The following is an 18,469-nucleotide window of genomic DNA, read 5'->3' as shown; positions in this document are numbered from 1 at the left end:
GGCACAATGGCCGGTCCGAAAAGATTCATCCCTCTGTCCGACCGAAGCCACCATGCCCATCTGGAAAAAGCCCGTCGACCTGGCTCGACTCAACGCCGACCACCACAACACCGCTGCCTCGCACCTGGGCATCGAGATCATCGAACTGGGTGACGACTTCCTGCGCGGCCGCGTGCCGGTGGACCAGCGCACCAAACAGCCCTTCGGGCTGCTGCACGGCGGCGTGAGCGTGGTGCTGGCCGAGTCGCTGGGCTCGGTGGGCGCCTACTACGCCAGCCCCGAGGGCCACAACGCCGTGGGCCTGGACATCAACGCCAACCACCTGCGCTCCGCCACCAGCGGCTGGGTGACGGCCACCGCCCGGCCCATCCACCTGGGCCGCACCACGCACGTGTGGCACATCGACATGGTCAACGACGCGGGCGAGCTCACCTGCGTGTCGCGGCTGACCATGGCGATCCTGGCGCCGAGATAAGGTGCATCCCCCTGAGGCACTTCGTGCCTTCCCCCTTCTCTCGAATCGCTAACGCGACTCGGGAAGGGGGACGCAGCCCTCGCTGCGGGGCGGCCCTTGCTGGGCTGCCCTGGTGGGCAGCGCCACCCGCAGCGGGCAGGGTTGAATTTATAGAAAATTACTCTCCAGCGCTTACTGGGTAAGCGCCAAAAGCTATCTATTCAGTAGCATTCTGCTGCGCCAGGCGCTCGCTTTTCCAGTACACGTCATCCCCGCCATCCATGCGGTTGAGCACGCGGGCCAGGACGAACATCAGGTCGGAGAGGCGGTTGAGGTACTGGCGCGGCGCGTCGTTCAGCGCCTCTTCGTTGCCCAGGGCGACCACGGCGCGTTCGGCGCGGCGCGCCACGGTGCGGCAGACATGGGCTTGCGCGGCGGCGCGGGTGCCGGCGGGCAGGATGAATTCCTGCAGGCGCGGCAGCGCCGCGTTGTGGTGGGCCAGGGCGTCATCCAGTGCCAGCACCGCTTGCGGCTTGAGCAGTTCGAAGCCCGGGATCGACAGCTCGCCCCCCAGGTTGAACAACTGGTGCTGCACCTCGACGAGCAGGCCGCGCACGTCCTCCGGCACGCGCTCGCACAGCAGCAAGCCGATGTGGGAGTTGAGCTCATCCACGTCACCGAGCGCATGGATGCGCAGGCTGTGCTTGGAGACGCGTTCGTTGTTGCCCAGGCCGGTGGTGCCGGCGTCGCCGGTGCGCGTGGCGATCTGTGTGAGTCGGTTGCCCATGGGTACCTTGCTTGGTCGGTGGGGGATGCGGCGCAGGGCCGCGCGGGGAATCTGCACCCGCGATTTTCCGCCACCGCGCCCGCCGGGCTGGCATTCAAAAAAAAGCCCCTTGCACACGCACCCGGTGCAAGGGGCGGGGCGGGCAGCCCCTATCGCGCTGCCGCCCACCGGCTGCCGCCGGCCACCAGGGTCACTGGGTCGCCGTCGAGCGGTTGAGCTTGTCGATGTCCGCCGTGGAGACACCCGTGTTCGAGGGCTTGAGGTTGTTCCACGCATTGGCGTGGTACGTGTCCCACTCCTGGCGCGACACCATGCCGTCGCCGTTGGAGTCCATGAGGCGGGCGTTCACCCGCGTTTCCGCCTTGGCGGCGGCCTTGCCCCCGGAGGCGCTGGGGTTGATCTCTGCCACCGGGGCGCCACGGCCATCGCCCTTGGCAGGGTTGGCGGGCACCGCCGTGCTCTGGCTGGCACGGTTGTCGGCCTTGTTCTGCGCATTCGCGGCGGCAGGGCCGCCCGAAGCGGCGGGATTCACCTCGGAAGGGGGGCGGGCGGTGTTGGTGGCGGGCGCCTGCGCGAGGGCGGCGGTGCAGGCCAGGGCGGCGAGGGCGGCCACAACGGTTTGCTTTTGCATGAGAGGCTCCTTGGGATAAAACAACAAAAAACATCCATCCAGCGGGATGCTGAAGTGCATTGTTTTGGGCAGGCGGGAACGCCGATGTAGGACATGCCCCGGCCTGCCAGTCATCCGGCAACCGGCCCGCGGCGTCGGGCGGGCGCCTGTGGCGCCCTACGTTTGGGTACATCCCCTCCGCATTGCCCTACAAAGCAGCCGCTGCCGGTTACACCGCGCTGGGAAATGTTGGCCCGGGCAACAGCAGGCAAGAGTGCTGGCCTTGCCCGGCCTGCTGCGGTGCAATGAAACCCTGTTCAACTTCGAAGGAGCCTAGCTTCCATGAAAGCACTGCAACGACGCACCTATTCGTTCGATACGCGCAGCGTGATGCTCTTCGCCGCCCTCTCCCTGGGTGGCGTGGGCGCATTGCAGGCACAGTCCACCTCCACTTCGCCCCAGCCTGCGCCGGCCGAGAAAGCCGCACCCCAGACGGGATCCAGATTCACTACCGGATCGGGCGCGGCCGCACCGCGCCAGTCCACTGCAGCATCCGCTGCCTTTGATCGAGCTGACAGCAACAAGGATGGACAGCTCGACGCCCAGGAAGCCTCCAAGCTACCCGCGATCGGCCAACGTTTCAAAGCGTTGGATACCGATCAGAGTGGCACGCTGTCTCGCTCCGAATTCGAGAAAGGGGCCAACTCCTGACGACTAACTCTGGGTTTTAGCGGCCCCTGCATTGCGCGGGTGTCCGTGGGCCTGCCCGCGTTGGAAATCCAGGGCGTGGGCAGGCTCTTGCGCGTGGTGGTCGCACAGGGCCGCCGTCAGTCGTGCAGCGAGGACAGGAATTGCTGCAGTTCAGGCGTGCGCGGGTGGCCGAACAGCTCGGCGGGCGTGCCCGTCTCGTGCACACGGCCCTGGTGCATGAAGATCACGCGGTCGCTGACCTTGCGCGCGAATGCCATCTCGTGCGTGACCATCATCAGTGTCATGCCTTCCAGCGCGAGCGACTCCACCACGCGCAACACCTCACCCACCAATTCAGGGTCGAGCGCCGAGGTGATCTCGTCGCACAGCAGCACCTGTGGCTCCATGGCCAGGGCGCGTGCAATGGCCACGCGCTGCTGCTGCCCGCCCGAGAGCTGGTCGGGCATGGCGTCGAATTTTTCTGCCAGGCCCACGCGCTCGAGCAGCTTGCGCGCCTGCGCGGCCGCCGTGGCGGCGTCGCGCGACTTCACCAGCGTGGGGGCCAGCATGATGTTGCGGCCCACCGAAAGGTGCGGGAACAGGTTGAAGTTCTGAAAAATCATGCCCACCTGCTGGCGCAGCTCACGCATGGCCGTGGGGCTGTCGTGCATGAGCTTCTTGCCGTTGACGCTGAGGGCACCCTCCTGAAAGACCTCCAGCCCGTTCACGCAGCGCAGCAGCGTGCTCTTGCCCGAGCCGCTCTTGCCGATGATGGCGATCACCTCGCCCTTTTGCACCTTGAGGTCGATGCCCTTGAGCACCTCGTTCGTGCCGTAGGACTTGCGCAGGGCCGTGATGTCCACGATGGGCGGCGCGCCCACCACGATGCCGTCGTGGGCGGGAGCCGGGGTTGTATCAACTGCGGTTGCCATGGAGTTTCCTTTCAAGGGACTGCGCCACCAGGCTCACCGGGAAGCACAAAACAAAGTACAGCAGGGCCACGCAGGCGTAGACCAGGAAGGGCTGGTAGGTGGCGTTGGAAATCATGCTGCCGGCCTTGGTCAGCTCGACAAAGCCGATCACCGATGCCAGCGCCGTGCCCTTGATCACCTGCACCAGAAAACCCACGGTGGGCGGCACCGCAATGCGCAGTGCCTGCGGCAGCACCACATGGCGCAGCTGCTCGCCAAAGTTCAGGGCCAGGCTCTGCGCCGCCTCCCACTGGCCCTTGGGGATGGAGGCCACGCAGCCGCGCCAGATCTCCGTGAGATAGGCGCTGGTGTAGAGCGTGAGTGCCACGGCGGCGGCTGTCCACGGCGAGGTCTTGATGCCAAAGAGCGCAATGCCGAAGTACGCCAGGAACAGCTGCATGAGCAGCGGCGTGCCCTGGAACACCTGCACGTAGGCCCCGATCAGGCGCTCGGTACCCCGCACCTTGGACAGACGCAGCACCAGCAGCAACAGGCCCACCAGCCCGCCGCCGATGAAGGCAATGAGCGAGAGACTGACGGTCCAGCGCGCGGCCATCAGCAGGTTGCGCAGGATGTCCCACAGAGAAAATTCCACCATGGCTTATCTCCCCACCAAGAATCGGGCACCCACCCAGATGAGCAGGCGGCGGGTCAGCATCGACAGCGCCAGGTACACGGCCGTCGCCAGGATGAACGCCTCGAACGCGCGGAAGGTGTTGCTGGAGATCAGGTTGGCCGCGTAGCTCAGTTCCGGCGTGGAGATCTGCCCGCACACGGCCGAGCCCAACATCACGATGATGATCTGGCTCACCATGGCCGGCCACACCTTGAGCAGCGCCGGTGGCAGCACCACACGGCGGAAGGTCTGGCCGGGCGTCAGGGCCAGGCTCTGCGCGGCTTCGATCTGCCCGCGCGGCGTGGCCTCGATGCCGGCGCGGATGATCTCGGCCGAATACGCGCCCAGGTTGATCACCATGGCCAGCACGGAGGCCACCTCGGGCGAGAGCTTGAGCCCGAGCGCCGGCAGGCCGAAGAACAGGAAGAACAGCTGCACGATGAAGGGCGTGTTGCGCACCAGCTCCACATAGGCGGCCACGGCCCAGCGCAGCGGCAGCGCACGCGGCCCCAGGTTGCGGGCGCGCGCCCAGGCACAGGCCGTGCCCAGCAACAGGCCCAGCACGGTGCCCACCACCGTGAGCCCGATGGTCCAGACCACACCGCGCACCAGCAGCGGCCAGGAGGACAGCACGGCAGAGAAATCCAGCGCAATCAGCATGCGGTTGCCCTGCGGCGCTTGTCACGCCCCAGGCCTGTTCAGCAAATGGTCAGTGGTGAGCGTTCACAGGGGCAGTTCGCCGGCGGGACGGCCCAGCCACTTGCTGGAGAGCTTGTCGATGTCGCCCGACTTCTTCGCCTCGGCGATGATCTCGTTCACGCGCAGGCGCAGCTTGTCCTCGCCCTTGGCCACGCCGATGAAGTTGGGGCTGTCCTTGAGCAGCAGCTTGTACTCGGTCTGCAGGCTGGGGTTCTTCATCATGATGGTGCCGGCCGTGGACGCGCTGGTGGCGATGGCCTGCGTCTGGCCCGACACGAAGGCCGAGATGCTGGCCGCGTGGTCTTCAAAACGCTTCACGTCCACGCCGGCGGGTGCGACCTTGGCCAGTTCCTGGTCCTCCATGGCGCCGCGCGTCACGGCCACCGACTTGCCGGCCAGATCCGCAAAACTCTTGATCGACAGGCTCTTGCCCGCGAACACGGCCTGGAAGAACGGCGCATAGGCGGCGGTGAAGTCGATCACCTTCTCGCGCTCGGGGTTCTTGCCCAGCGTGGAGATGACGAGGTCGGCCTTCTGCGTCTGCAGGTAGGGGATGCGGTTGGCGCTGGTCACGGGGATCAGTTCGACCTTCACGCCCAGCTTGGTGGCGATGTAGTTGGCCATTTCCACATCCAGGCCCTGGGGCTTGAGGTCCGTGCCGACAAAGCCGTAGGGCGGATAGTCGGTGGGGATGGCGATCTTGATTTCCTTGGCCGTGAGGATGTTGTCCAGCGCGTTCTGCGCGTGGGCGGCAGGGGCCATCAGCGCGGCCGACAGGCCCGTGGCGGCAAGCACGCCCAGTGTCAGGCGGCGGGTCGAGGAAACAAAGGCACGGGAGGCGGTCATAGCAGGGCTCCTAGGTAGGTGGATGCGTCGGCGGGTGCTGCGTCCGTGTCGGACGCTTTCGGGGTGGAACTCTTGGGCGCAGCGCGGGGCTTGCGTTGCCGGGGCTGCGCGGTGGTGTCCGCTGCGGCGGCAGTGGTCTTGCGCACCGGGGCCAGCGCATCGCGCAGCCCGGCCAGCGGGTCGGTGCTGGCCTGCAGGCGCAGCGCGGATTGCACCGAGCCGATGTGCTCGGACATGAGCGCCTCGGCCTGGGCGATGTCGCCCGCCTCCAGCGCCTCGACGATGCGCACGTGGTCGGCGCACGACTGCGCGGCATCGTGCGACGACTGGTAGAGCATGGCGATCAGCGTGGTGCGCGCCGTGAAGTCGCGCAGCGTGTCGGCCAGCAGTGAATTGCCCAGGCATTCGGCCAGGCACACATGGAAGTCGCCCAGCAGGAAGCTGCGCGCGCCCACGTCGCTGCCCGCCAGCGCCGCCTTCTCGCGCTGCAGGTGGCTCCTGAGCTGGCGCACGGCCGCCTTGTCCACCGCCTTGAGCTGGTGCAGCAGGCCCAGTTCGATCACGCGGCGCGCTTCGAAGGCCTCGCGCGCCTCGTCTTCCGAGGGTTCGATCACATACCAGCCACGCCGCGCGCTCACGGTGACGATGCCGCGCGTGGACAGCCGCGTGAGCGCCTCGCGCACGATGGTGCGGCTGCAGTCGAACAGCATGGCCAGCTGCTGCTCGCCCAGGCGCGAGCCGGGGGCGAGCTTTTGCGCCATCACGGCTTCGATGATGCGGTTGCTGATCTCGGTGGCGGTGGTCATTGCCGCCTGCTGATTGCAGGTTCCGTGCCAACTGGTATACAAGATGGATGCACCAGTGTGGCGCGCCAGTCTATGGCGCCCTACGGGGGCTCAGCGGACTTCGCCCTCCTTGCTCAAAGAATGCCTCGCCACAGATTGAATCTGGTGGGTTCGCTATGGATTTCGCAGCGCGATGCGCTGTTGAAATGCTGCAGCCAGGGCATGGTGCCCTCATGGCGCGCCCAGCCGGGGTCGCCCCGGCGCGCAAAACTCGCCCAGCTTTGGTGCATGGCCTGCGCCAGAGCGGCAGGCGGCGCAGCCCCCGTGAACTCTTGCCCCTGGGCAGTGTGAAGGTTGCCAAAGACAAACGGCAGCTCCACCGCGTGCGCCGCGCCCAGCCGCCCCCGCCACTGGGGGGATGCCCAGGCAAACTCATAGCGGTGGGCGCTTTGGGCCCATTCGCTGGCCAGCGCCGCGATGCGCTGTGCGGGCACGCGGTAGTAGAAATCGGACTGCAAGGCTGACAGCAGCTCGCCCGGTGTCTGCTGGGCAGCCGGCAACAGCGCCCGGCAGGCGCGAACCGCCTCCGTGGGCAAACCCACATCCTGCGCAAACGCCAGCACCTGCGCCTCGCTCACGCGGTCGATGGCGCCGCCCGGCACGTGGTACAGGCGCATCTCGTCCACATTGCTGCCCACCAGTACCTGCAGGTCCGGTGGTCGGGCCCTCCATTGCTGGCGCATCGCCTGCAGCGGCGGCGCAGCCAGCACCCGCCCATCCACCACGGGCCGCAGCGGAAAGAAGTTGCGGCCCCCGATGCCATGCCGAACCCGAAGCGACGGATCTGCTGCCAGCCTGTGGACGGCATGAAGCACCGAACCGATGGGTGCCGAGGCCAGCGTGGTGCGGCTCGGCGCCACGCCCACCAACGCAGCCACTGCGCGGCGCACGGCGGCGGCTTCGTCCAACGTTTGGCAGGCCACGCTCGGGCTTTGCAGGATGACCCTCTGGAACAAGCCGCGGGACGCTGGCATGCCCAGCAGGCACGCCAGCGCACCCGCGCCCGCCGACTGGCCAAACACCGTGACCTGCGTCGGGTCGCCACCCCAGGCCTGGACATGGTCCTGCACCCACTGCAGCGCAGCGATCTGGTCCAGCAAACCCCGGTTGGCGGGTGCACCGTCGTCCTCACCCTCGAAGTGCATGAACCCGTCCATGCCCAGCCGGTACTGCAGCGACACAAAAACCAGCCCCTGCCGGGCGAACGAAGCGCCGTCGTACAGCGGTTCGCTCGCCGAGCCGCGAAAGAAGCCGCCACCATGCACCCACACCAACACCGGCAGGCCCGCACCCGGCGCTGCGGGCGGTGCCCACACATTCACGGCCAGGCAGTCCTGGCCACCCAGCATGGGTGCATCGGCTTTTGCCGTGCGGGCCAGTTGCGGCGCCATGGGCGCGAAGGTGGTGGCGTCGCGCAGGCCGGACCACGGCAACGCAGGCGCCGGTGCCGCAAAGCGCAGCGCGCCACGTGGTGCCAGGGCGTACGGCACGCCACGGAACACACGCACGCCGTGGTCCCACAGACCCCGCAGCTGGCCGCCGTGGGGCAGCGTGACCTGGGGTGCCGCTGTGCCCACTGTCATTCCGTGGCCAGGCCCAGCTTGTCGATCAAGGGCCGCCACACGGCCGCATCGCGCGAGGCCCAGGCGCGCACGTCGCCCGGCACCGAGGAAGTGAGCGTGACGTTCATGGCCTCCAGCCGCGATTTGTACTGCGCATCGCCCCGGCACTTTTCGGTGACGGCATTGAGCTTGCTCAGCAGTTCGGGCGGCGTGCCCGCCTTGGCCACCACCGCAATCCACGCGGGCCGCGCCAGGTCGGCAGCAGGGGGCAACGCTTCGGCAATGGTGGGCACCTCCGGCAGCAGGGGCGAGCGCTGCGCGCCAAACAGCGCCAGCGGCACCAGCTTGCCCGCCTTGACCTGGGCTGCGGCCGTGCCGATGACCAGGGTCATCGCATGGATCTGCTGCCCCATCAGCGCGGTGAGGCCCGCGCCTTCGCCCACAAAGGGCACATGGGTGCCAGCCACGCCCAGGCGCTCGATGAGCGCCGAAGTCAGCAGGTGCGCCGGGCTGCCCTTGCCCGGCGACCCAAAGTTGACGCCACCCGGCGTGGCGCGTGCGCGTTTTTGCAGATCGGCCAGGCTCGCGATGCCCTGCCCCGCAGGCACGGCCAGCACCAGCGGCGACGTGCCCAGCACGGCCACGCCATCGAAATCGCGCAGCGGGTCGTACGGCGGCTGCTTGTACACATACGGCGTGATCGTCATCTGCGACATGCCGATGCTCAGCAGGCTGTAGCCGTCGGCGGGCTGGCCCTTGAGGTAGTTGATTGCCAGCACGCCGTTGGCCCCCGGCTTGTTCTGCACCACCACCGCCTGGCCCAGTTCACGCGCGGCGCAGTCGGCCCACACGCGGGTCATCGCGTCCGAGCCGCTGCCGGGCGGCTGCTGCGCAATGAGCTGGATGGGCTTGGCCGGGTACGCGCCTGGCTGTGCCACTGCGGTGCCTGCCAGCAGCACGAGGGCGCCCAGCAGCGGAATGCGGGGCGCGCGGGGGAAGGAAAGGGCCATGGTGTGTTGTCTCCTGGGGTTTTTTTGGGGGGTGGCAGTGGAATGGCGTTGCGCAGGCGCCTGGCGGGGCTCCCGCAAACGTGCGCAGGTGCGCGCCGGTGCGGCGGCACCCAGGGCCTAGCGGCGAGGCGCTCGCGCCTTGGCGGGCGCGGCACTGGCGGCTGCGGCTTCGCAGCGGGTGGCGATCAGGTCGGCCAGGCAGGCCAGCTGGGCTTGTTGCGCAGCATCCGGCGTGTCCTGCCGCGCAGGTGCAAAAAGCTGCAGCATCCCCAGCCCGCGCAGCGAGGACAGCACCAGGCCCAGCAGGCCATCGCGGTCGGCCTCGTGGGCCAGTTCGGGAAATGCCTTGAAGAACCCGTCGCGCATGCGCGCCTGCACGCTCTGGCGCAGCTCGGCAATGTGGCCCAGCACCTCCGGCTGGTTGCGGCAGCCCAGGTAGATGTTCCACGCCACGATGAAGCGCGGCTGCGCATAGACCAGGCCCCAGACGGCCTGCACGAAAAGGGTCGCCCTCTCGCGGGGCGCCAGCGTGCTGTCGGGCCAGAGTGCGCCCGACAGCACGCTGGACTCGATCAGCTCGCTGAGCACGTTCATCATCAGCACCGCCTTGGAGGTGAAGTGGTGCTGCACCGCCCCCGACGTCATGCCCGCCGACTTGGCCAGTTCATGGATGGACATCTCCTCCAGGCTGCGGTTCTGGATCACATCGATGGCCGTGGCGATCAGGTGCTGGCGGGTGGCGGCGCTGCGCTCGGCATGCGTGCGGCGCACCCCCGCCTTGGGGGAAACACGGTGGTTCATGGCGCTTTCACAATATACATTTCAAACGTAATGTATTTAAGCGAGCACCCGCCAACAAGCCCGTGAATACCCGCACCACGCCGCGCAGTGCCCGCGCGCCTTGTGCACCCGCGGGGTCCGGGCCAGCTTGCACCTGCCTGACCACTGCCATGGCGCCCCGCAAAGGCCGGTGGTATTCTTTTCGACCACCCTGGAGACAACCCATGAACGCCCCCACCGCCGCCGCCCACCTTCTCCCCGAAATCAACCTGCGCGAAGTGCCCCAGGCCCTCATCGAAGCGCTGCAGACCCGCTTTGGTGCACGGTGCTCGCTGGCCCAGGCCGTGCGCGAGCAGCATGGCCGGGACGAAGGTTCCTTCCAGGCGCCGCCACCTTCCGCTGTCGTGTTCGCCGAGAGCACGCAGGACGTGGCCGACGCCGTGAAGCTGGCCAGCCAGTACGAGGTGCCGGTGATTCCCTACGGCGCCGGCTCCTCGCTCGAAGGCCACCTGCTGGCCGTGCAGGGCGGCATCAGCATTGACGTGAGCCGCATGAACCAGGTGTTGAGCATCAATGCCGAAGACCTCACCGTGACCGTGCAGCCCGGCATCACGCGCAAGCAGCTCAACGATGCGATCAAGGACACGGGCCTGTTCTTCCCCATCGACCCCGGCGCCGATGCCAGCATTGGCGGCATGAGCGCCACGCGCGCCAGCGGCACCAACGCCGTGCGCTACGGCACCATGCGCGAGAACGTGCTGGCGCTGCAGGTGGTCACGGCCAGCGGCGAAGTCATCCACACCGGCACGCGCGCCAAGAAGAGCAGCGCGGGCTACGACCTCACGCGCCTGATGGTGGGCAGCGAGGGCACGCTGGGCATCATGACCGAGATCACCGTGCGCCTGTACCCGCTGCCCGAGGCCGTGAGCGCCGCGATCTGCTCGTTCCCGAGCATCGAGGCCGCCGTGCACACCGTGATCCAGACCATCCAGCTCGGCGTGCCGATCGCGCGCGTGGAACTCATCGACCACCACACGGTGCGCATGGTCAACGCGCACAGCAAGCTCACCCTGCGCGAAGAACCCATGCTGCTGATGGAGTTCCACGGTTCGCCATCGAGCGTGAAGGAGCAGGCCGAGACGGTGCAGGACATCGCCAGCGAGTTTGGCGGCAATGCCTTTGAATGGGCCAGCACGCCCGAAGAACGCACGCGCCTGTGGACCGCGCGGCACAACGCCTACTTCGCCGCCGTGCAAAGCCGCCCCGGCTGCCGCGCCATCAGCACCGACACCTGCGTGCCCATCAGCCGCCTGGCCGACTGCCTGCTCGACTCGGTACAGGAAGCCGAGGACAGCGGCATCCCTTACTTCCTGGTGGGCCATGTGGGCGACGGCAACTTCCACTTTGGCTACCTGCTCGACCCCAACATCCCCGAAGAGCGCGTGACCGCGGAAGACCTGAACCACAAGCTGGTGGCCCGCGCGCTGAGCATGGGCGGCACCTGCACGGGCGAGCACGGCGTGGGCCTGCACAAGATGGGCTTCCTGCTCGATGAAACCGGGGCTGGCGCGGTGGACATGATGCGCGCCATCAAGCGGGCGCTGGACCCGAAGAACATCCTGAATCCGGGAAAGATCTTCGCGCTGTGATTTCTGCGCATCATCCAGTTGCAAGGCGCCCCTGATTCGGGAGCGCGCTCATGCAGTACCAGCGCTGACGAGAAAACCCGGGCGGTGATGGGTTTGCGGACACCCTCCAAGGATCGTCACGCACCCGTCACGTTATCCCTAGGCCCTCGGTATGGTCGAAATTAGGATCACGCTAAAAAAGTTCTCGTTGACGCCAGGAGCAACGACGTCTGCCCAATTCGCACTGTAGCTCCCCGACACCGCACCCGGCTTTGCCGACACACATTTGATCAGGTTGGTATCCATGTGGAAATAGACTTGGCAGATTGCCGCGTCTTTTAACACTTGCTGCGTATTGGGCAGCGTGAAATTCAGCGCTGCTTGGCGGGGCCTGAAGTTGGCACCGACCTCGAAACCACCCCAAACGCCGCGGCTTGAGTGGTTGATGAAATCGACAACTTTTCCGTCCAGGGTCATTTGGACATTCCATCCACCGTAGTAGGAACGCATGCTGGCGTTCGCAGGCAACGGCCTGCGAAGATTCACGGCGCAAGCCATGGCTTTGTCGCCCAGTGGACCCGTGATACTGGCGAGGCCCTGGGCTTCGGAGGATGAGCCCTTGTCGGACCTGGTGGCAATAAGCTCGTAGTTTTGAAGGACCGGGAATGAACTGCCCGAGGCAGCCAATGCCGAACCATAGGACTCTGCACCAGCATAGATGGTCTTGTGATCTTTCAGGAGAATCACCTCTCTGCTCTTACCGGCAGGAATGGGGGGAGGAGCAACATTGCAATTGGCCTTCAGCGACGCCTCCAGCGTGGCATCGACCGGCACAGAGCCGACCTGCTCAACGTCACCGCCGTCACTTCCACCACAGGCAGCCAACACGCAGGAAACCAATACCGAAACGCAACGAAATTTGACCATGGCGCTCTTCAAAAAATATTAAAGAAGTTCAAGCATACCTTGGGTAGTTGATTGCAACAGGAACATCGGCGAACGCCTCGACACACTACAATCTTCCATAGCCAGTTTTGCCAAATGCGCATAGCTCTCGTCTCCGACATTCATGGCAACCTCGCCGCGCTGGAAGCGGTGGCCGCAGACATCCGCCGCCGGGGCGCTGATCAGGTGGTAAACCTGGGCGACAACCTCTCGGGCCCGCTGCTGCCGCGCGAGACGGCGCAGTGGCTGATGGCGTCGGGCTGGCTATCACTGGCGGGCAACCACGAGCGCCAGGTTCTGGAACTGCGCCCCGGGCGCGGCGGCCCTTCGGACCAGTACGCGCACGCACAGCTCACCGAGGCGGAGTTCACCTGGCTTCGCACGCTCAAGGCCTGGCATCGCTTCAGCGACGACATTTACCTGTGCCACGGCTCGCCGCGCAGCGACCACGAATATCTGCTGGAAACATTGGACGGCAGCACACTGCGCCTGGCCACCCCAGCAGAGATATCCGACCGGCTGGGCGGCGAGCATTCACCGGTCATCACATGCGGCCACACCCACGTGCCCCGCGCAGTGCGGCAGGGTGCAAGCCTGCTGGTCAACCCCGGCAGCGTGGGACTGCAGGCCTACAGCGATGACCACCCCGTGCCCCACGCGGTGCAGACCGGGACACCCGACGCACGCTATGCCTTCATCGAACAGCGCGCAGGCGGCTGGCATTGCGAACACATCTGCGTGCCCTACGACCACGCGGCCATGGCGGCGCTGGCCCGGCAACACGGGCGCCCGGACTGGGAGCACGCACTGCTCACTGGCTACGCCGCCTAGCCCGCGCGCCCATCAGCCGTGCACTGACCGCGAATCTGCGGGAGCCTGGTCACGGTCATGCATGCCGTAGTCGCGCACCACGGCGGCAACGCGCAGGCGGTAGTTGTCGAAGATCCGCTCGCGGCCGGCTTTCTGCGTGGCGCGGTGGGCTTCCATCTGGCGCCATTGCGCAACTGCCTCCTCGTCACGCCAGAACGAAAGCGACAGCAGCTTGCCGGGAGCACTGAGGCTCTCGAACCGTTCGATGGAGACAAACCCGTCGATCTGCTCCAGCAAAGGCCGCAACGCAGCGGCAGCGCCCAGATAAGCGTCCTGCTGGCCCGGAGCGGGCTGTACCTCGAAAATGACGGCCATCATGCGCTGATCTCCAGTGGGTGTGCGGGCAGGTCCAGCGTGCCTTCCACGCCCTGCGTGAACGTGCGCTCCTCGCGCAGGATGAAGCGCTTTTCCTGCGCCATGGCGAAGTTGGCACGGCCTTCGGGGTCGGAGCGCAGGCGGGCGCGGTAGGCCTCGTAGGCGGCCAGCGACTCGAAACCTATGAGCCCCCAGGCCTCGTAGTTGCTGCCCTCGTGCGGCAGGAAGTAGCCGATCAGGTGGCCGCCGCAGCGCGGGATGATCTGGCCCCAGCGGCGTGCGTATTCGGCGAACAGCTCGCGCTGGAAGGGGTCGATGTCGTAACGGATGAAGCAGGTGATCATGGTGCGTGGCCCAGTGCGTTGTGAGGGTCTCACGATAGGCGCTTGACGACCCGTGATGGTTCGCTCAACATCGAACCATGAAAGATGGTCCCCACATTGCGCGCATTGCCGCGCTCATCGGCGACGCCGGTCGCGCCGAAGTCCTCACCGCGCTGATGTCCGACCGCGCGCTCACGGCCACCGAGCTGGCCGAAGTTGCCGGCGTCACCAAGCAGACCATCAGTGCCCACCTGGCCAAGCTGCTCGATGCGGGCCTGCTGACCGTCGAGCACCAGGGCCGCCACCGCTACTTCCGGCTGGCCGACCGCGATGTGGCACACCTGCTGGAATCGCTGATGAACGTGGCCTTCCGCGCGGGCGCGGTGCGCCTGCGCTCCAGCCCGCGCGAGCCTGCCTTGCGCCGCGCACGCATGTGCTACGACCACCTGGCCGGCGAAGTGGGCGTGCAGTTTTATGAAGCCCTGGTGCGCCAGGGGCTGCTGCAGACCACGCCCCAGGGTGCGGCGGTAACGCCCGCCGGCGCGCAATGGTTTGCCCAGGTCGGGATCGACACCCCCGCCCTGGCCCAGCAGCGGCGCATGCTGTGCCGCCCTTGCCTGGACTGGAGCGAACGCCGCCACCACCTGGGCGGCGCGCTGGGGGCTGCGCTGCTGCAGCGGCTCTTCGAGGGCGGCTGGGCACACCGCGCACAGGGCTCGCGCGTGGTGCATTTCACGCCCAAGGGCGAGCTGGCGTTGCGCCAGTGGCTGGCCACCACCTCCAACGCACCCCCATCCATCCCCCTCCTCGGCCCCGGGACATGATGAAGACCCTGCTGCTTTTCATCGCCACCGCCCTGGCTGAAATCGTGGGCTGCTACCTGCCCTGGCTGTGGCTCAAGCAGGGCAAGCCCATGTGGCTGCTGCTGCCCGCGGCACTGAGCCTTGGTCTGTTCGCATGGTTGCTCACCTTGCACGACACGGCAGGCGCGGGGCGCGTTTACGCGGCCTATGGCGGGGTCTACATCGGCGTGGCCCTGGCGTGGCTGTGGGTGGTGGACGGCATCCGGCCCACGCCGTGGGACGTGGCGGGCGTGCTGGTCGCGCTGGCGGGCATGGCGCTTATCGTGCTGCAACCCGCGCGCTGACACCTATTCCCCGGCCTTCGGCAACTTCACGCCCTTGGTGGCCTTGGGCCGCACATGGGCCGAGCGCGGACTGCGCAGGGTGTCGGCATCGAGGATCAGCCGGCCCTGGATGCGCCCCTTCATGCGCTTGACGCTGCTGGCCGCGTCCTGCATGTGGCGCGCCATCAGCGTGCGCACCGTCTCCACGTCGCGCACGCGTGCGGCCCGCACGATCTCGCGGTGGAAATTGGCATTCACTTCGCCAAAGCGCCGGTGCTCGGCCTTGGGCGTGCGGTTGCCGTAGACGATGAGCTGGCGCAGCATCTCGTTGATCAGCTCGCAATTGAAGCGCAGGAACGGATTCGGGTTGGCCGCGGCCAGGATGTCGTGGAAGTTCACGTCCTCGCGCCGCTGGCTGAGCATGTCCTCGCTGCTCGACGCCGGGTCGCAGCAGGCGATGGAGTGCTCCAGCGCCTCGAAATCGGCCTCGGTCAGGTGCGGCACGGCGCCGGCGGCCAGCTCGGGCTCCAGGAACTGGCGCACGGCGTAGATGTTGTCGATGGTCACTTCCTGGAAGAACAGGTAGTTCTGCATGAACTGCAGGGTGCGGTCCAGCGGCACCTCGGCGATGGTGCCCCCGCCCGAGGGGCCGGTGGAGATGGTCACCAGCCCCTGCACCTCCAGCGACTTGAGCGCCTCGCGGATGGTGCCCTTGCTCACCTCGAACTGCGCCTGCAGCTCGCTCTCGCGCGGCAGGCGGTCGCCCGGGCTCAGGTTCTTCTCGGTGATGAGGCGCTTGATCTCCTGCGCCACCAGGTCGGGGCGCTTGAGGGCTTTGAGCGGCTTCTGTGTGGACGTTTTGGTTGCCATGTTCAGGGAATTGTCGTTGGTCGGCCGGCAGCCACGGCGGTGCCTCCGCGCGGCGAAGTACCGCTCATGGTGCAGTGTATGCACCGCAAGGGGGCAGCGGAAGGGATGCAGGGTTTCCACGCACGGTGTTTATTCTATTTATCACTATAAATAGCAGAAATGAGCGCCAACGACGCTCTGCGGCGGTGGCACGCAGTGTGCTTTGCACAAGCCGTGCCCCGCTATCGGCCAACCGGCCTCAACCCCTCCACAGGAGCCCCCCATGCACCGTCGCCACCTCTTGCAACTCTCTGCCCTGGGCGCACTGCCCGCATCGCTGGGCCTGGCCCAGAGCGCCTGGGCGCAGTCCAGCGGTGCCATCCAGTTCGGCTGCCCGGTGCCCATGTCGGGCGCGTTCGCGGCCAACGGCAAGTTCGCCGACCTGGGCATGAAGCTGGCCATCGAGCAGTACGGCACGGTCCTCAAGCGCCCCCTGGCCTACACGGTGCTGGACACGGAAGGCAAGCCAGCCACGGCCGTGCGCAAGGTGCAGGAGTCGTCTCAGCAGCAGGGCACGCGCTTTTTCGCGGGCGGCATCCTGTCGTCCGAATCGCTGGCCATGGGCAAGGAGGCCGAGAAGGCCGGCGGCATCTTCATCACCACCGCCGGCGCCGACGAGATCACGGGCAAGGACTGCAACGCCGCCACCTTCCGCTGGTCGGTTCCCACCTTCGGCGCCATCGAGCAGACGGTGCGCCCCCTGGCCGAGGCCCTGCCCAAGGCCAAGCGCTGGTACACCATCACGCCGCAGTACGTGTTCGGCGACGGCCTGCTGTCGGCCGCCAAGAACATCTTCAAGGAAAAGGGCCTGGAGCACGTGGGCAACAGCTACCACTCGCTGACCGAAAAGGAGTTCAGCGGCTACCTGACCAACGCCATGGCCGCCAAGCCCGACGTGCTGCTGCTGCTCAACTTCGGCTCGCAGTCGTCCGACGCGCTGCGCCAGGCCGTGAGCTTCGGCATGCACAAGAACATGACCATCCTGGTGGCCTGGGCCTCGGGGCTGGAGCAGTTCGAGTCGCTGGGCGCCGACCTGTGCGAAGGCATCTACTTCGGCGCGCAGTACTGGCACACGGCCAATGCGCCGCTCAACCTCGACCTGGTCAAGCGCAGCAACGACAAGTTCAAGTCCAACCCCAACTACAGCCTGGCGGGCTCGTACATCTGCACCAAGCTCATGATCGACGGCATCATCAAGGCCGGCACGGTGGAGCCCAAGGCCGTGATCGCCGCCATGGAAGGCATGAAGTACCAGGGCCTGACGGGCGACGAAGAGATCCGCAAGGGCGACCACCAGGTGCTCAAGAACTACTACCTGCTCAAGGGCAAGGCCAAGGCGAAGATGGCCAACAAGGACGACTACGTGGACGTGGTCAGCTCGGGCAAGTCCTTCCTGCCCCTGGACCAGACCGGCTGCAAGCTCACCTGACACGTATTGGCCTTCAACCGGCTGGCGTCGCTGGGAAGCCTTGCCGTGCTAACGCACTGTCTGCGGCTTCCCGCCTGGCCATCCGGCTGAATGCAAACCCGCGGTGACGCTCGCAAGCTCTGCCGCATCGCCCTCCTCCACGGCCCGCAGCCGCGCGCCTTGGGATTTTTCCTTCCATCTCTCGCCCATGAACATCTACCTGCTACAGGCCATCAACGGGATCGGCATCGGCATGCTGTACTTCCTGCTGGCGGTCGGCCTGTCCATCGTGTTCGGCCTGCTGCGCTTCGTGAACTTCGCGCACGGGGCGTTCTACCTGCTGGGCGCCTACTTCTGCTTCCAGATGACGCGCTGGGGCCTGAGCTTCTGGCTGGCGCTGGCCGTGGTGCCACTGGTCGTGGGCGCCCTGGGCTGGCTCACCGAAAAGCTGGTGCTGCGCCACGTGTATTCCAAGCCGCACGAGTTCCACATCCTCGTCACCGTGGGCCTGGCATTGGCCATCCAGGAGCTGGTGATCCTGCAGTGGGGCCCGCTCGGCGACAGCGTGCCGGTGCCCGACCTGCTGCAGGGCGTGGTCATGTGGGGCGGCATCGTCTACCCCAAGTACCGGCTGTTCGTGATCGGCTTCACCGCCGTGCTGGCCGTGGGCCTGTGGTACGTGCTCGAAGGCACGCGCCTGGGCAGCGCGGTGCGCGCGGGCAGCGAATCCACCGAGATGGTCTCGCTGCTCGGCATCAACGTGTTCCGCATCTTCAGCCTGGTGTTCGCACTGGGCGCGGCCACCGCCGCGATTGCCGGCGTGCTGGCCGCCCCCATGCGCGGGGCCGAGCCCTTCATGGGCATCGAGGCGCTGGGCGTGGCCTTCATCGTGGTGGTGGTCGGGGGCATGGGCAGCTTTGCCGGGGCGCTGATCGGCGGCCTGCTGATCGGCATCGTGCAGAGCGTGATGAGCACCGTGTGGCCCGAGGGGGCGCGGCTCATGATCTACATCGCCATGGCCGCCGTGCTGCTGCTGCGCCCGCATGGCCTGCTGGGCCGCAAAGGATGAACACCG

The 18,469-nt window shown here is 66.8% G+C and carries 22 protein-coding genes; 8 read left to right on the top strand and 14 right to left on the bottom strand.

Features of this window, described 5'->3' with window-relative positions:
- Positions 1 to 52 precede the first annotated feature (52 nt).
- Positions 53 to 475 carry a hotdog fold thioesterase gene (locus AC1RCS_RS18925; protein ID WP_218296484.1) on the top strand — a complete coding sequence of 141 codons (423 nt, stop codon included), beginning with the start codon at positions 53 to 55 and terminating at the stop codon, positions 473 to 475.
- Between the two features lie 196 nt (positions 476 to 671).
- On the opposite strand, the gene AC1RCS_RS18920 is transcribed toward AC1RCS_RS18925, so the two are convergent.
- Both AC1RCS_RS18920 and AC1RCS_RS18915 read right to left on the bottom strand, forming a co-directional pair.
- The gene (locus AC1RCS_RS18920) at positions 672 to 1,241 is read right to left on the bottom strand and encodes a cob(I)yrinic acid a,c-diamide adenosyltransferase (RefSeq protein ID WP_492246180.1); all 570 of its coding nucleotides are present in this window, start codon (positions 1,239 to 1,241) and stop codon (positions 672 to 674) included.
- 190 nt (positions 1,242 to 1,431) lie between these two features.
- Positions 1,432 to 1,872, bottom strand: coding sequence for a hypothetical protein (locus AC1RCS_RS18915; protein WP_492246179.1), 441 nt, complete (start codon positions 1,870 to 1,872; stop codon positions 1,432 to 1,434).
- A gap of 321 nt (positions 1,873 to 2,193) precedes the next feature.
- On the opposite strand from AC1RCS_RS18915, the gene AC1RCS_RS18910 reads away from it, so the two are divergent.
- Positions 2,194 to 2,562, top strand: coding sequence for an EF-hand domain-containing protein (locus tag AC1RCS_RS18910; RefSeq protein WP_492246178.1), 369 nt, complete (start codon positions 2,194 to 2,196; stop codon positions 2,560 to 2,562).
- A gap of 116 nt (positions 2,563 to 2,678) precedes the next feature.
- Here AC1RCS_RS18910 and AC1RCS_RS18905 read toward each other — a convergent pair whose 3' ends face one another.
- The 8 genes from AC1RCS_RS18905 to AC1RCS_RS18870 form a co-directional block, all read right to left on the bottom strand.
- Positions 2,679 to 3,473: an amino acid ABC transporter ATP-binding protein gene (locus AC1RCS_RS18905; protein WP_255590935.1), complete on the bottom strand. Its 795-nt coding sequence runs from the start codon at positions 3,471 to 3,473 to the stop codon at positions 2,679 to 2,681.
- Positions 3,457 to 4,110, bottom strand: a complete 654-nt coding sequence (locus tag AC1RCS_RS18900; RefSeq protein ID WP_057227970.1) for an amino acid ABC transporter permease — start codon at positions 4,108 to 4,110, stop codon at positions 3,457 to 3,459. Before AC1RCS_RS18900 ends, AC1RCS_RS18905 begins: the two co-directional genes overlap by 17 nt.
- A 3-nt stretch (positions 4,111 to 4,113) precedes the next feature.
- On the bottom strand, positions 4,114 to 4,788 hold the full coding sequence (locus tag AC1RCS_RS18895; RefSeq protein ID WP_218296480.1) for an amino acid ABC transporter permease: 675 nt from the start codon (positions 4,786 to 4,788) through the stop codon (positions 4,114 to 4,116).
- Between the two features lie 63 nt (positions 4,789 to 4,851).
- The gene (locus AC1RCS_RS18890) at positions 4,852 to 5,673 is read right to left on the bottom strand and encodes a transporter substrate-binding domain-containing protein (protein ID WP_492246177.1); all 822 of its coding nucleotides are present in this window, start codon (positions 5,671 to 5,673) and stop codon (positions 4,852 to 4,854) included.
- Positions 5,670 to 6,479: a GntR family transcriptional regulator gene (locus tag AC1RCS_RS18885; protein WP_218339239.1), complete on the bottom strand. Its 810-nt coding sequence runs from the start codon at positions 6,477 to 6,479 to the stop codon at positions 5,670 to 5,672. The genes AC1RCS_RS18890 and AC1RCS_RS18885 overlap by 4 nt, the downstream gene beginning before the upstream one ends.
- 113 nt (positions 6,480 to 6,592) lie before the next feature.
- Positions 6,593 to 8,101 (bottom strand): carboxylesterase/lipase family protein, encoded by a 1,509-nt coding sequence (locus AC1RCS_RS18880; RefSeq protein WP_492246176.1) that lies wholly within the window; start codon positions 8,099 to 8,101, stop codon positions 6,593 to 6,595.
- Entirely contained in the window at positions 8,098 to 9,090 is a 993-nt protein-coding gene (locus tag AC1RCS_RS18875; RefSeq protein ID WP_492246175.1) for a Bug family tripartite tricarboxylate transporter substrate binding protein, read from the bottom strand. Before AC1RCS_RS18875 ends, AC1RCS_RS18880 begins: the two co-directional genes overlap by 4 nt.
- 117 nt (positions 9,091 to 9,207) lie before the next feature.
- A complete protein-coding gene (locus AC1RCS_RS18870; RefSeq protein ID WP_218296475.1) occupies positions 9,208 to 9,891 on the bottom strand; it encodes a TetR/AcrR family transcriptional regulator in 684 nt (227 codons plus the stop codon).
- 203 nt (positions 9,892 to 10,094) lie between these two features.
- On the opposite strand from AC1RCS_RS18870, the gene AC1RCS_RS18865 reads away from it, so the two are divergent.
- Positions 10,095 to 11,519, top strand: a complete 1,425-nt coding sequence (locus AC1RCS_RS18865; protein WP_218339242.1) for an FAD-binding oxidoreductase — start codon at positions 10,095 to 10,097, stop codon at positions 11,517 to 11,519.
- 138 nt (positions 11,520 to 11,657) lie between these two features.
- On the opposite strand, the gene AC1RCS_RS18860 is transcribed toward AC1RCS_RS18865, so the two are convergent.
- Positions 11,658 to 12,425 carry a hypothetical protein gene (locus AC1RCS_RS18860; RefSeq protein WP_492246174.1) on the bottom strand — a complete coding sequence of 256 codons (768 nt, stop codon included), beginning with the start codon at positions 12,423 to 12,425 and terminating at the stop codon, positions 11,658 to 11,660.
- A gap of 114 nt (positions 12,426 to 12,539) precedes the next feature.
- Here AC1RCS_RS18860 and AC1RCS_RS18855 point away from each other — a divergent pair, with 114 nt between their 5' ends.
- Entirely contained in the window at positions 12,540 to 13,274 is a 735-nt protein-coding gene (locus AC1RCS_RS18855; RefSeq protein ID WP_492246173.1) for a metallophosphoesterase family protein, read from the top strand.
- A 12-nt stretch (positions 13,275 to 13,286) separates the two neighbouring features.
- Here the strand turns inward: AC1RCS_RS18855 and AC1RCS_RS18850 are convergent, their stop codons facing one another.
- Complete coding sequence (locus AC1RCS_RS18850) at positions 13,287 to 13,631, bottom strand: antibiotic biosynthesis monooxygenase family protein (protein ID WP_218339245.1); 345 nt, start codon at positions 13,629 to 13,631, stop codon at positions 13,287 to 13,289.
- A complete protein-coding gene (locus AC1RCS_RS18845; protein ID WP_010465174.1) occupies positions 13,628 to 13,972 on the bottom strand; it encodes an NIPSNAP family protein in 345 nt (114 codons plus the stop codon). Before AC1RCS_RS18845 ends, AC1RCS_RS18850 begins: the two co-directional genes overlap by 4 nt.
- A 77-nt stretch (positions 13,973 to 14,049) precedes the next feature.
- On the opposite strand from AC1RCS_RS18845, the gene AC1RCS_RS18840 reads away from it, so the two are divergent.
- Together AC1RCS_RS18840 and AC1RCS_RS18835 are read left to right on the top strand one after the other, a co-directional pair.
- A complete protein-coding gene (locus AC1RCS_RS18840) occupies positions 14,050 to 14,775 on the top strand; it encodes an ArsR/SmtB family transcription factor (protein ID WP_218296469.1) in 726 nt (241 codons plus the stop codon).
- Positions 14,775 to 15,098: a YnfA family protein gene (locus AC1RCS_RS18835; protein ID WP_218296719.1), complete on the top strand. Its 324-nt coding sequence runs from the start codon at positions 14,775 to 14,777 to the stop codon at positions 15,096 to 15,098. The genes AC1RCS_RS18840 and AC1RCS_RS18835 overlap by 1 nt, the downstream gene beginning before the upstream one ends.
- A gap of 3 nt (positions 15,099 to 15,101) precedes the next feature.
- Here AC1RCS_RS18835 and AC1RCS_RS18830 read toward each other — a convergent pair whose 3' ends face one another.
- Complete coding sequence (locus tag AC1RCS_RS18830; protein WP_218296468.1) at positions 15,102 to 15,947, bottom strand: FadR/GntR family transcriptional regulator; 846 nt, start codon at positions 15,945 to 15,947, stop codon at positions 15,102 to 15,104.
- 262 nt (positions 15,948 to 16,209) lie between these two features.
- Here AC1RCS_RS18830 and AC1RCS_RS18825 point away from each other — a divergent pair, with 262 nt between their 5' ends.
- Positions 16,210 to 17,415: an ABC transporter substrate-binding protein gene (locus AC1RCS_RS18825; RefSeq protein WP_218296467.1), complete on the top strand. Its 1,206-nt coding sequence runs from the start codon at positions 16,210 to 16,212 to the stop codon at positions 17,413 to 17,415.
- A gap of 187 nt (positions 17,416 to 17,602) precedes the next feature.
- Positions 17,603 to 18,463 carry a branched-chain amino acid ABC transporter permease gene (locus tag AC1RCS_RS18820; RefSeq protein ID WP_218296466.1) on the top strand — a complete coding sequence of 287 codons (861 nt, stop codon included), beginning with the start codon at positions 17,603 to 17,605 and terminating at the stop codon, positions 18,461 to 18,463.
- The last annotated feature ends 6 nt before the right edge of the window (positions 18,464 to 18,469 follow it).

The organism is Acidovorax sp. GW823-FHT01C06 (genome assembly GCF_058798375.1).
Note: the sequence above shows the minus strand (reverse complement) of the source record. Positions and strands in the feature narration are given on the sequence as shown.

What these genes read in the sequence shown, in the direction of transcription:
- AC1RCS_RS18830 (WP_218296468.1), bottom strand. Translation starts at nt 15,947, where the DNA reads ATGGCAACCAAAACGTCCACACAGAAGCCGCTCAAAGCCCTCAAGCGC.
- AC1RCS_RS18840 (WP_218296469.1), top strand. Translation starts at nt 14,050, where the DNA reads ATGAAAGATGGTCCCCACATTGCGCGCATTGCCGCGCTCATCGGCGAC.
- AC1RCS_RS18835 (WP_218296719.1), top strand. Translation starts at nt 14,775, where the DNA reads ATGAAGACCCTGCTGCTTTTCATCGCCACCGCCCTGGCTGAAATCGTG.
- AC1RCS_RS18870 (WP_218296475.1), bottom strand. Translation starts at nt 9,891, where the DNA reads ATGAACCACCGTGTTTCCCCCAAGGCGGGGGTGCGCCGCACGCATGCC.
- AC1RCS_RS18875 (WP_492246175.1), bottom strand. Translation starts at nt 9,090, where the DNA reads ATGGCCCTTTCCTTCCCCCGCGCGCCCCGCATTCCGCTGCTGGGCGCC.
- AC1RCS_RS18860 (WP_492246174.1), bottom strand. Translation starts at nt 12,425, where the DNA reads ATGGTCAAATTTCGTTGCGTTTCGGTATTGGTTTCCTGCGTGTTGGCT.
- AC1RCS_RS18905 (WP_255590935.1), bottom strand. Translation starts at nt 3,473, where the DNA reads ATGGCAACCGCAGTTGATACAACCCCGGCTCCCGCCCACGACGGCATC.
- AC1RCS_RS18855 (WP_492246173.1), top strand. Translation starts at nt 12,540, where the DNA reads ATGCGCATAGCTCTCGTCTCCGACATTCATGGCAACCTCGCCGCGCTG.
- AC1RCS_RS18885 (WP_218339239.1), bottom strand. Translation starts at nt 6,479, where the DNA reads ATGACCACCGCCACCGAGATCAGCAACCGCATCATCGAAGCCGTGATG.
- AC1RCS_RS18880 (WP_492246176.1), bottom strand. Translation starts at nt 8,101, where the DNA reads ATGACAGTGGGCACAGCGGCACCCCAGGTCACGCTGCCCCACGGCGGC.
- AC1RCS_RS18900 (WP_057227970.1), bottom strand. Translation starts at nt 4,110, where the DNA reads ATGGTGGAATTTTCTCTGTGGGACATCCTGCGCAACCTGCTGATGGCC.
- AC1RCS_RS18820 (WP_218296466.1), top strand. Translation starts at nt 17,603, where the DNA reads ATGAACATCTACCTGCTACAGGCCATCAACGGGATCGGCATCGGCATG.
- AC1RCS_RS18895 (WP_218296480.1), bottom strand. Translation starts at nt 4,788, where the DNA reads ATGCTGATTGCGCTGGATTTCTCTGCCGTGCTGTCCTCCTGGCCGCTG.
- AC1RCS_RS18910 (WP_492246178.1), top strand. Translation starts at nt 2,194, where the DNA reads ATGAAAGCACTGCAACGACGCACCTATTCGTTCGATACGCGCAGCGTG.
- AC1RCS_RS18925 (WP_218296484.1), top strand. Translation starts at nt 53, where the DNA reads ATGCCCATCTGGAAAAAGCCCGTCGACCTGGCTCGACTCAACGCCGAC.
- AC1RCS_RS18920 (WP_492246180.1), bottom strand. Translation starts at nt 1,241, where the DNA reads ATGGGCAACCGACTCACACAGATCGCCACGCGCACCGGCGACGCCGGC.
- AC1RCS_RS18915 (WP_492246179.1), bottom strand. Translation starts at nt 1,872, where the DNA reads ATGCAAAAGCAAACCGTTGTGGCCGCCCTCGCCGCCCTGGCCTGCACC.
- AC1RCS_RS18890 (WP_492246177.1), bottom strand. Translation starts at nt 5,673, where the DNA reads ATGACCGCCTCCCGTGCCTTTGTTTCCTCGACCCGCCGCCTGACACTG.
- AC1RCS_RS18850 (WP_218339245.1), bottom strand. Translation starts at nt 13,631, where the DNA reads ATGATGGCCGTCATTTTCGAGGTACAGCCCGCTCCGGGCCAGCAGGAC.
- AC1RCS_RS18845 (WP_010465174.1), bottom strand. Translation starts at nt 13,972, where the DNA reads ATGATCACCTGCTTCATCCGTTACGACATCGACCCCTTCCAGCGCGAG.
- AC1RCS_RS18825 (WP_218296467.1), top strand. Translation starts at nt 16,210, where the DNA reads ATGCACCGTCGCCACCTCTTGCAACTCTCTGCCCTGGGCGCACTGCCC.
- AC1RCS_RS18865 (WP_218339242.1), top strand. Translation starts at nt 10,095, where the DNA reads ATGAACGCCCCCACCGCCGCCGCCCACCTTCTCCCCGAAATCAACCTG.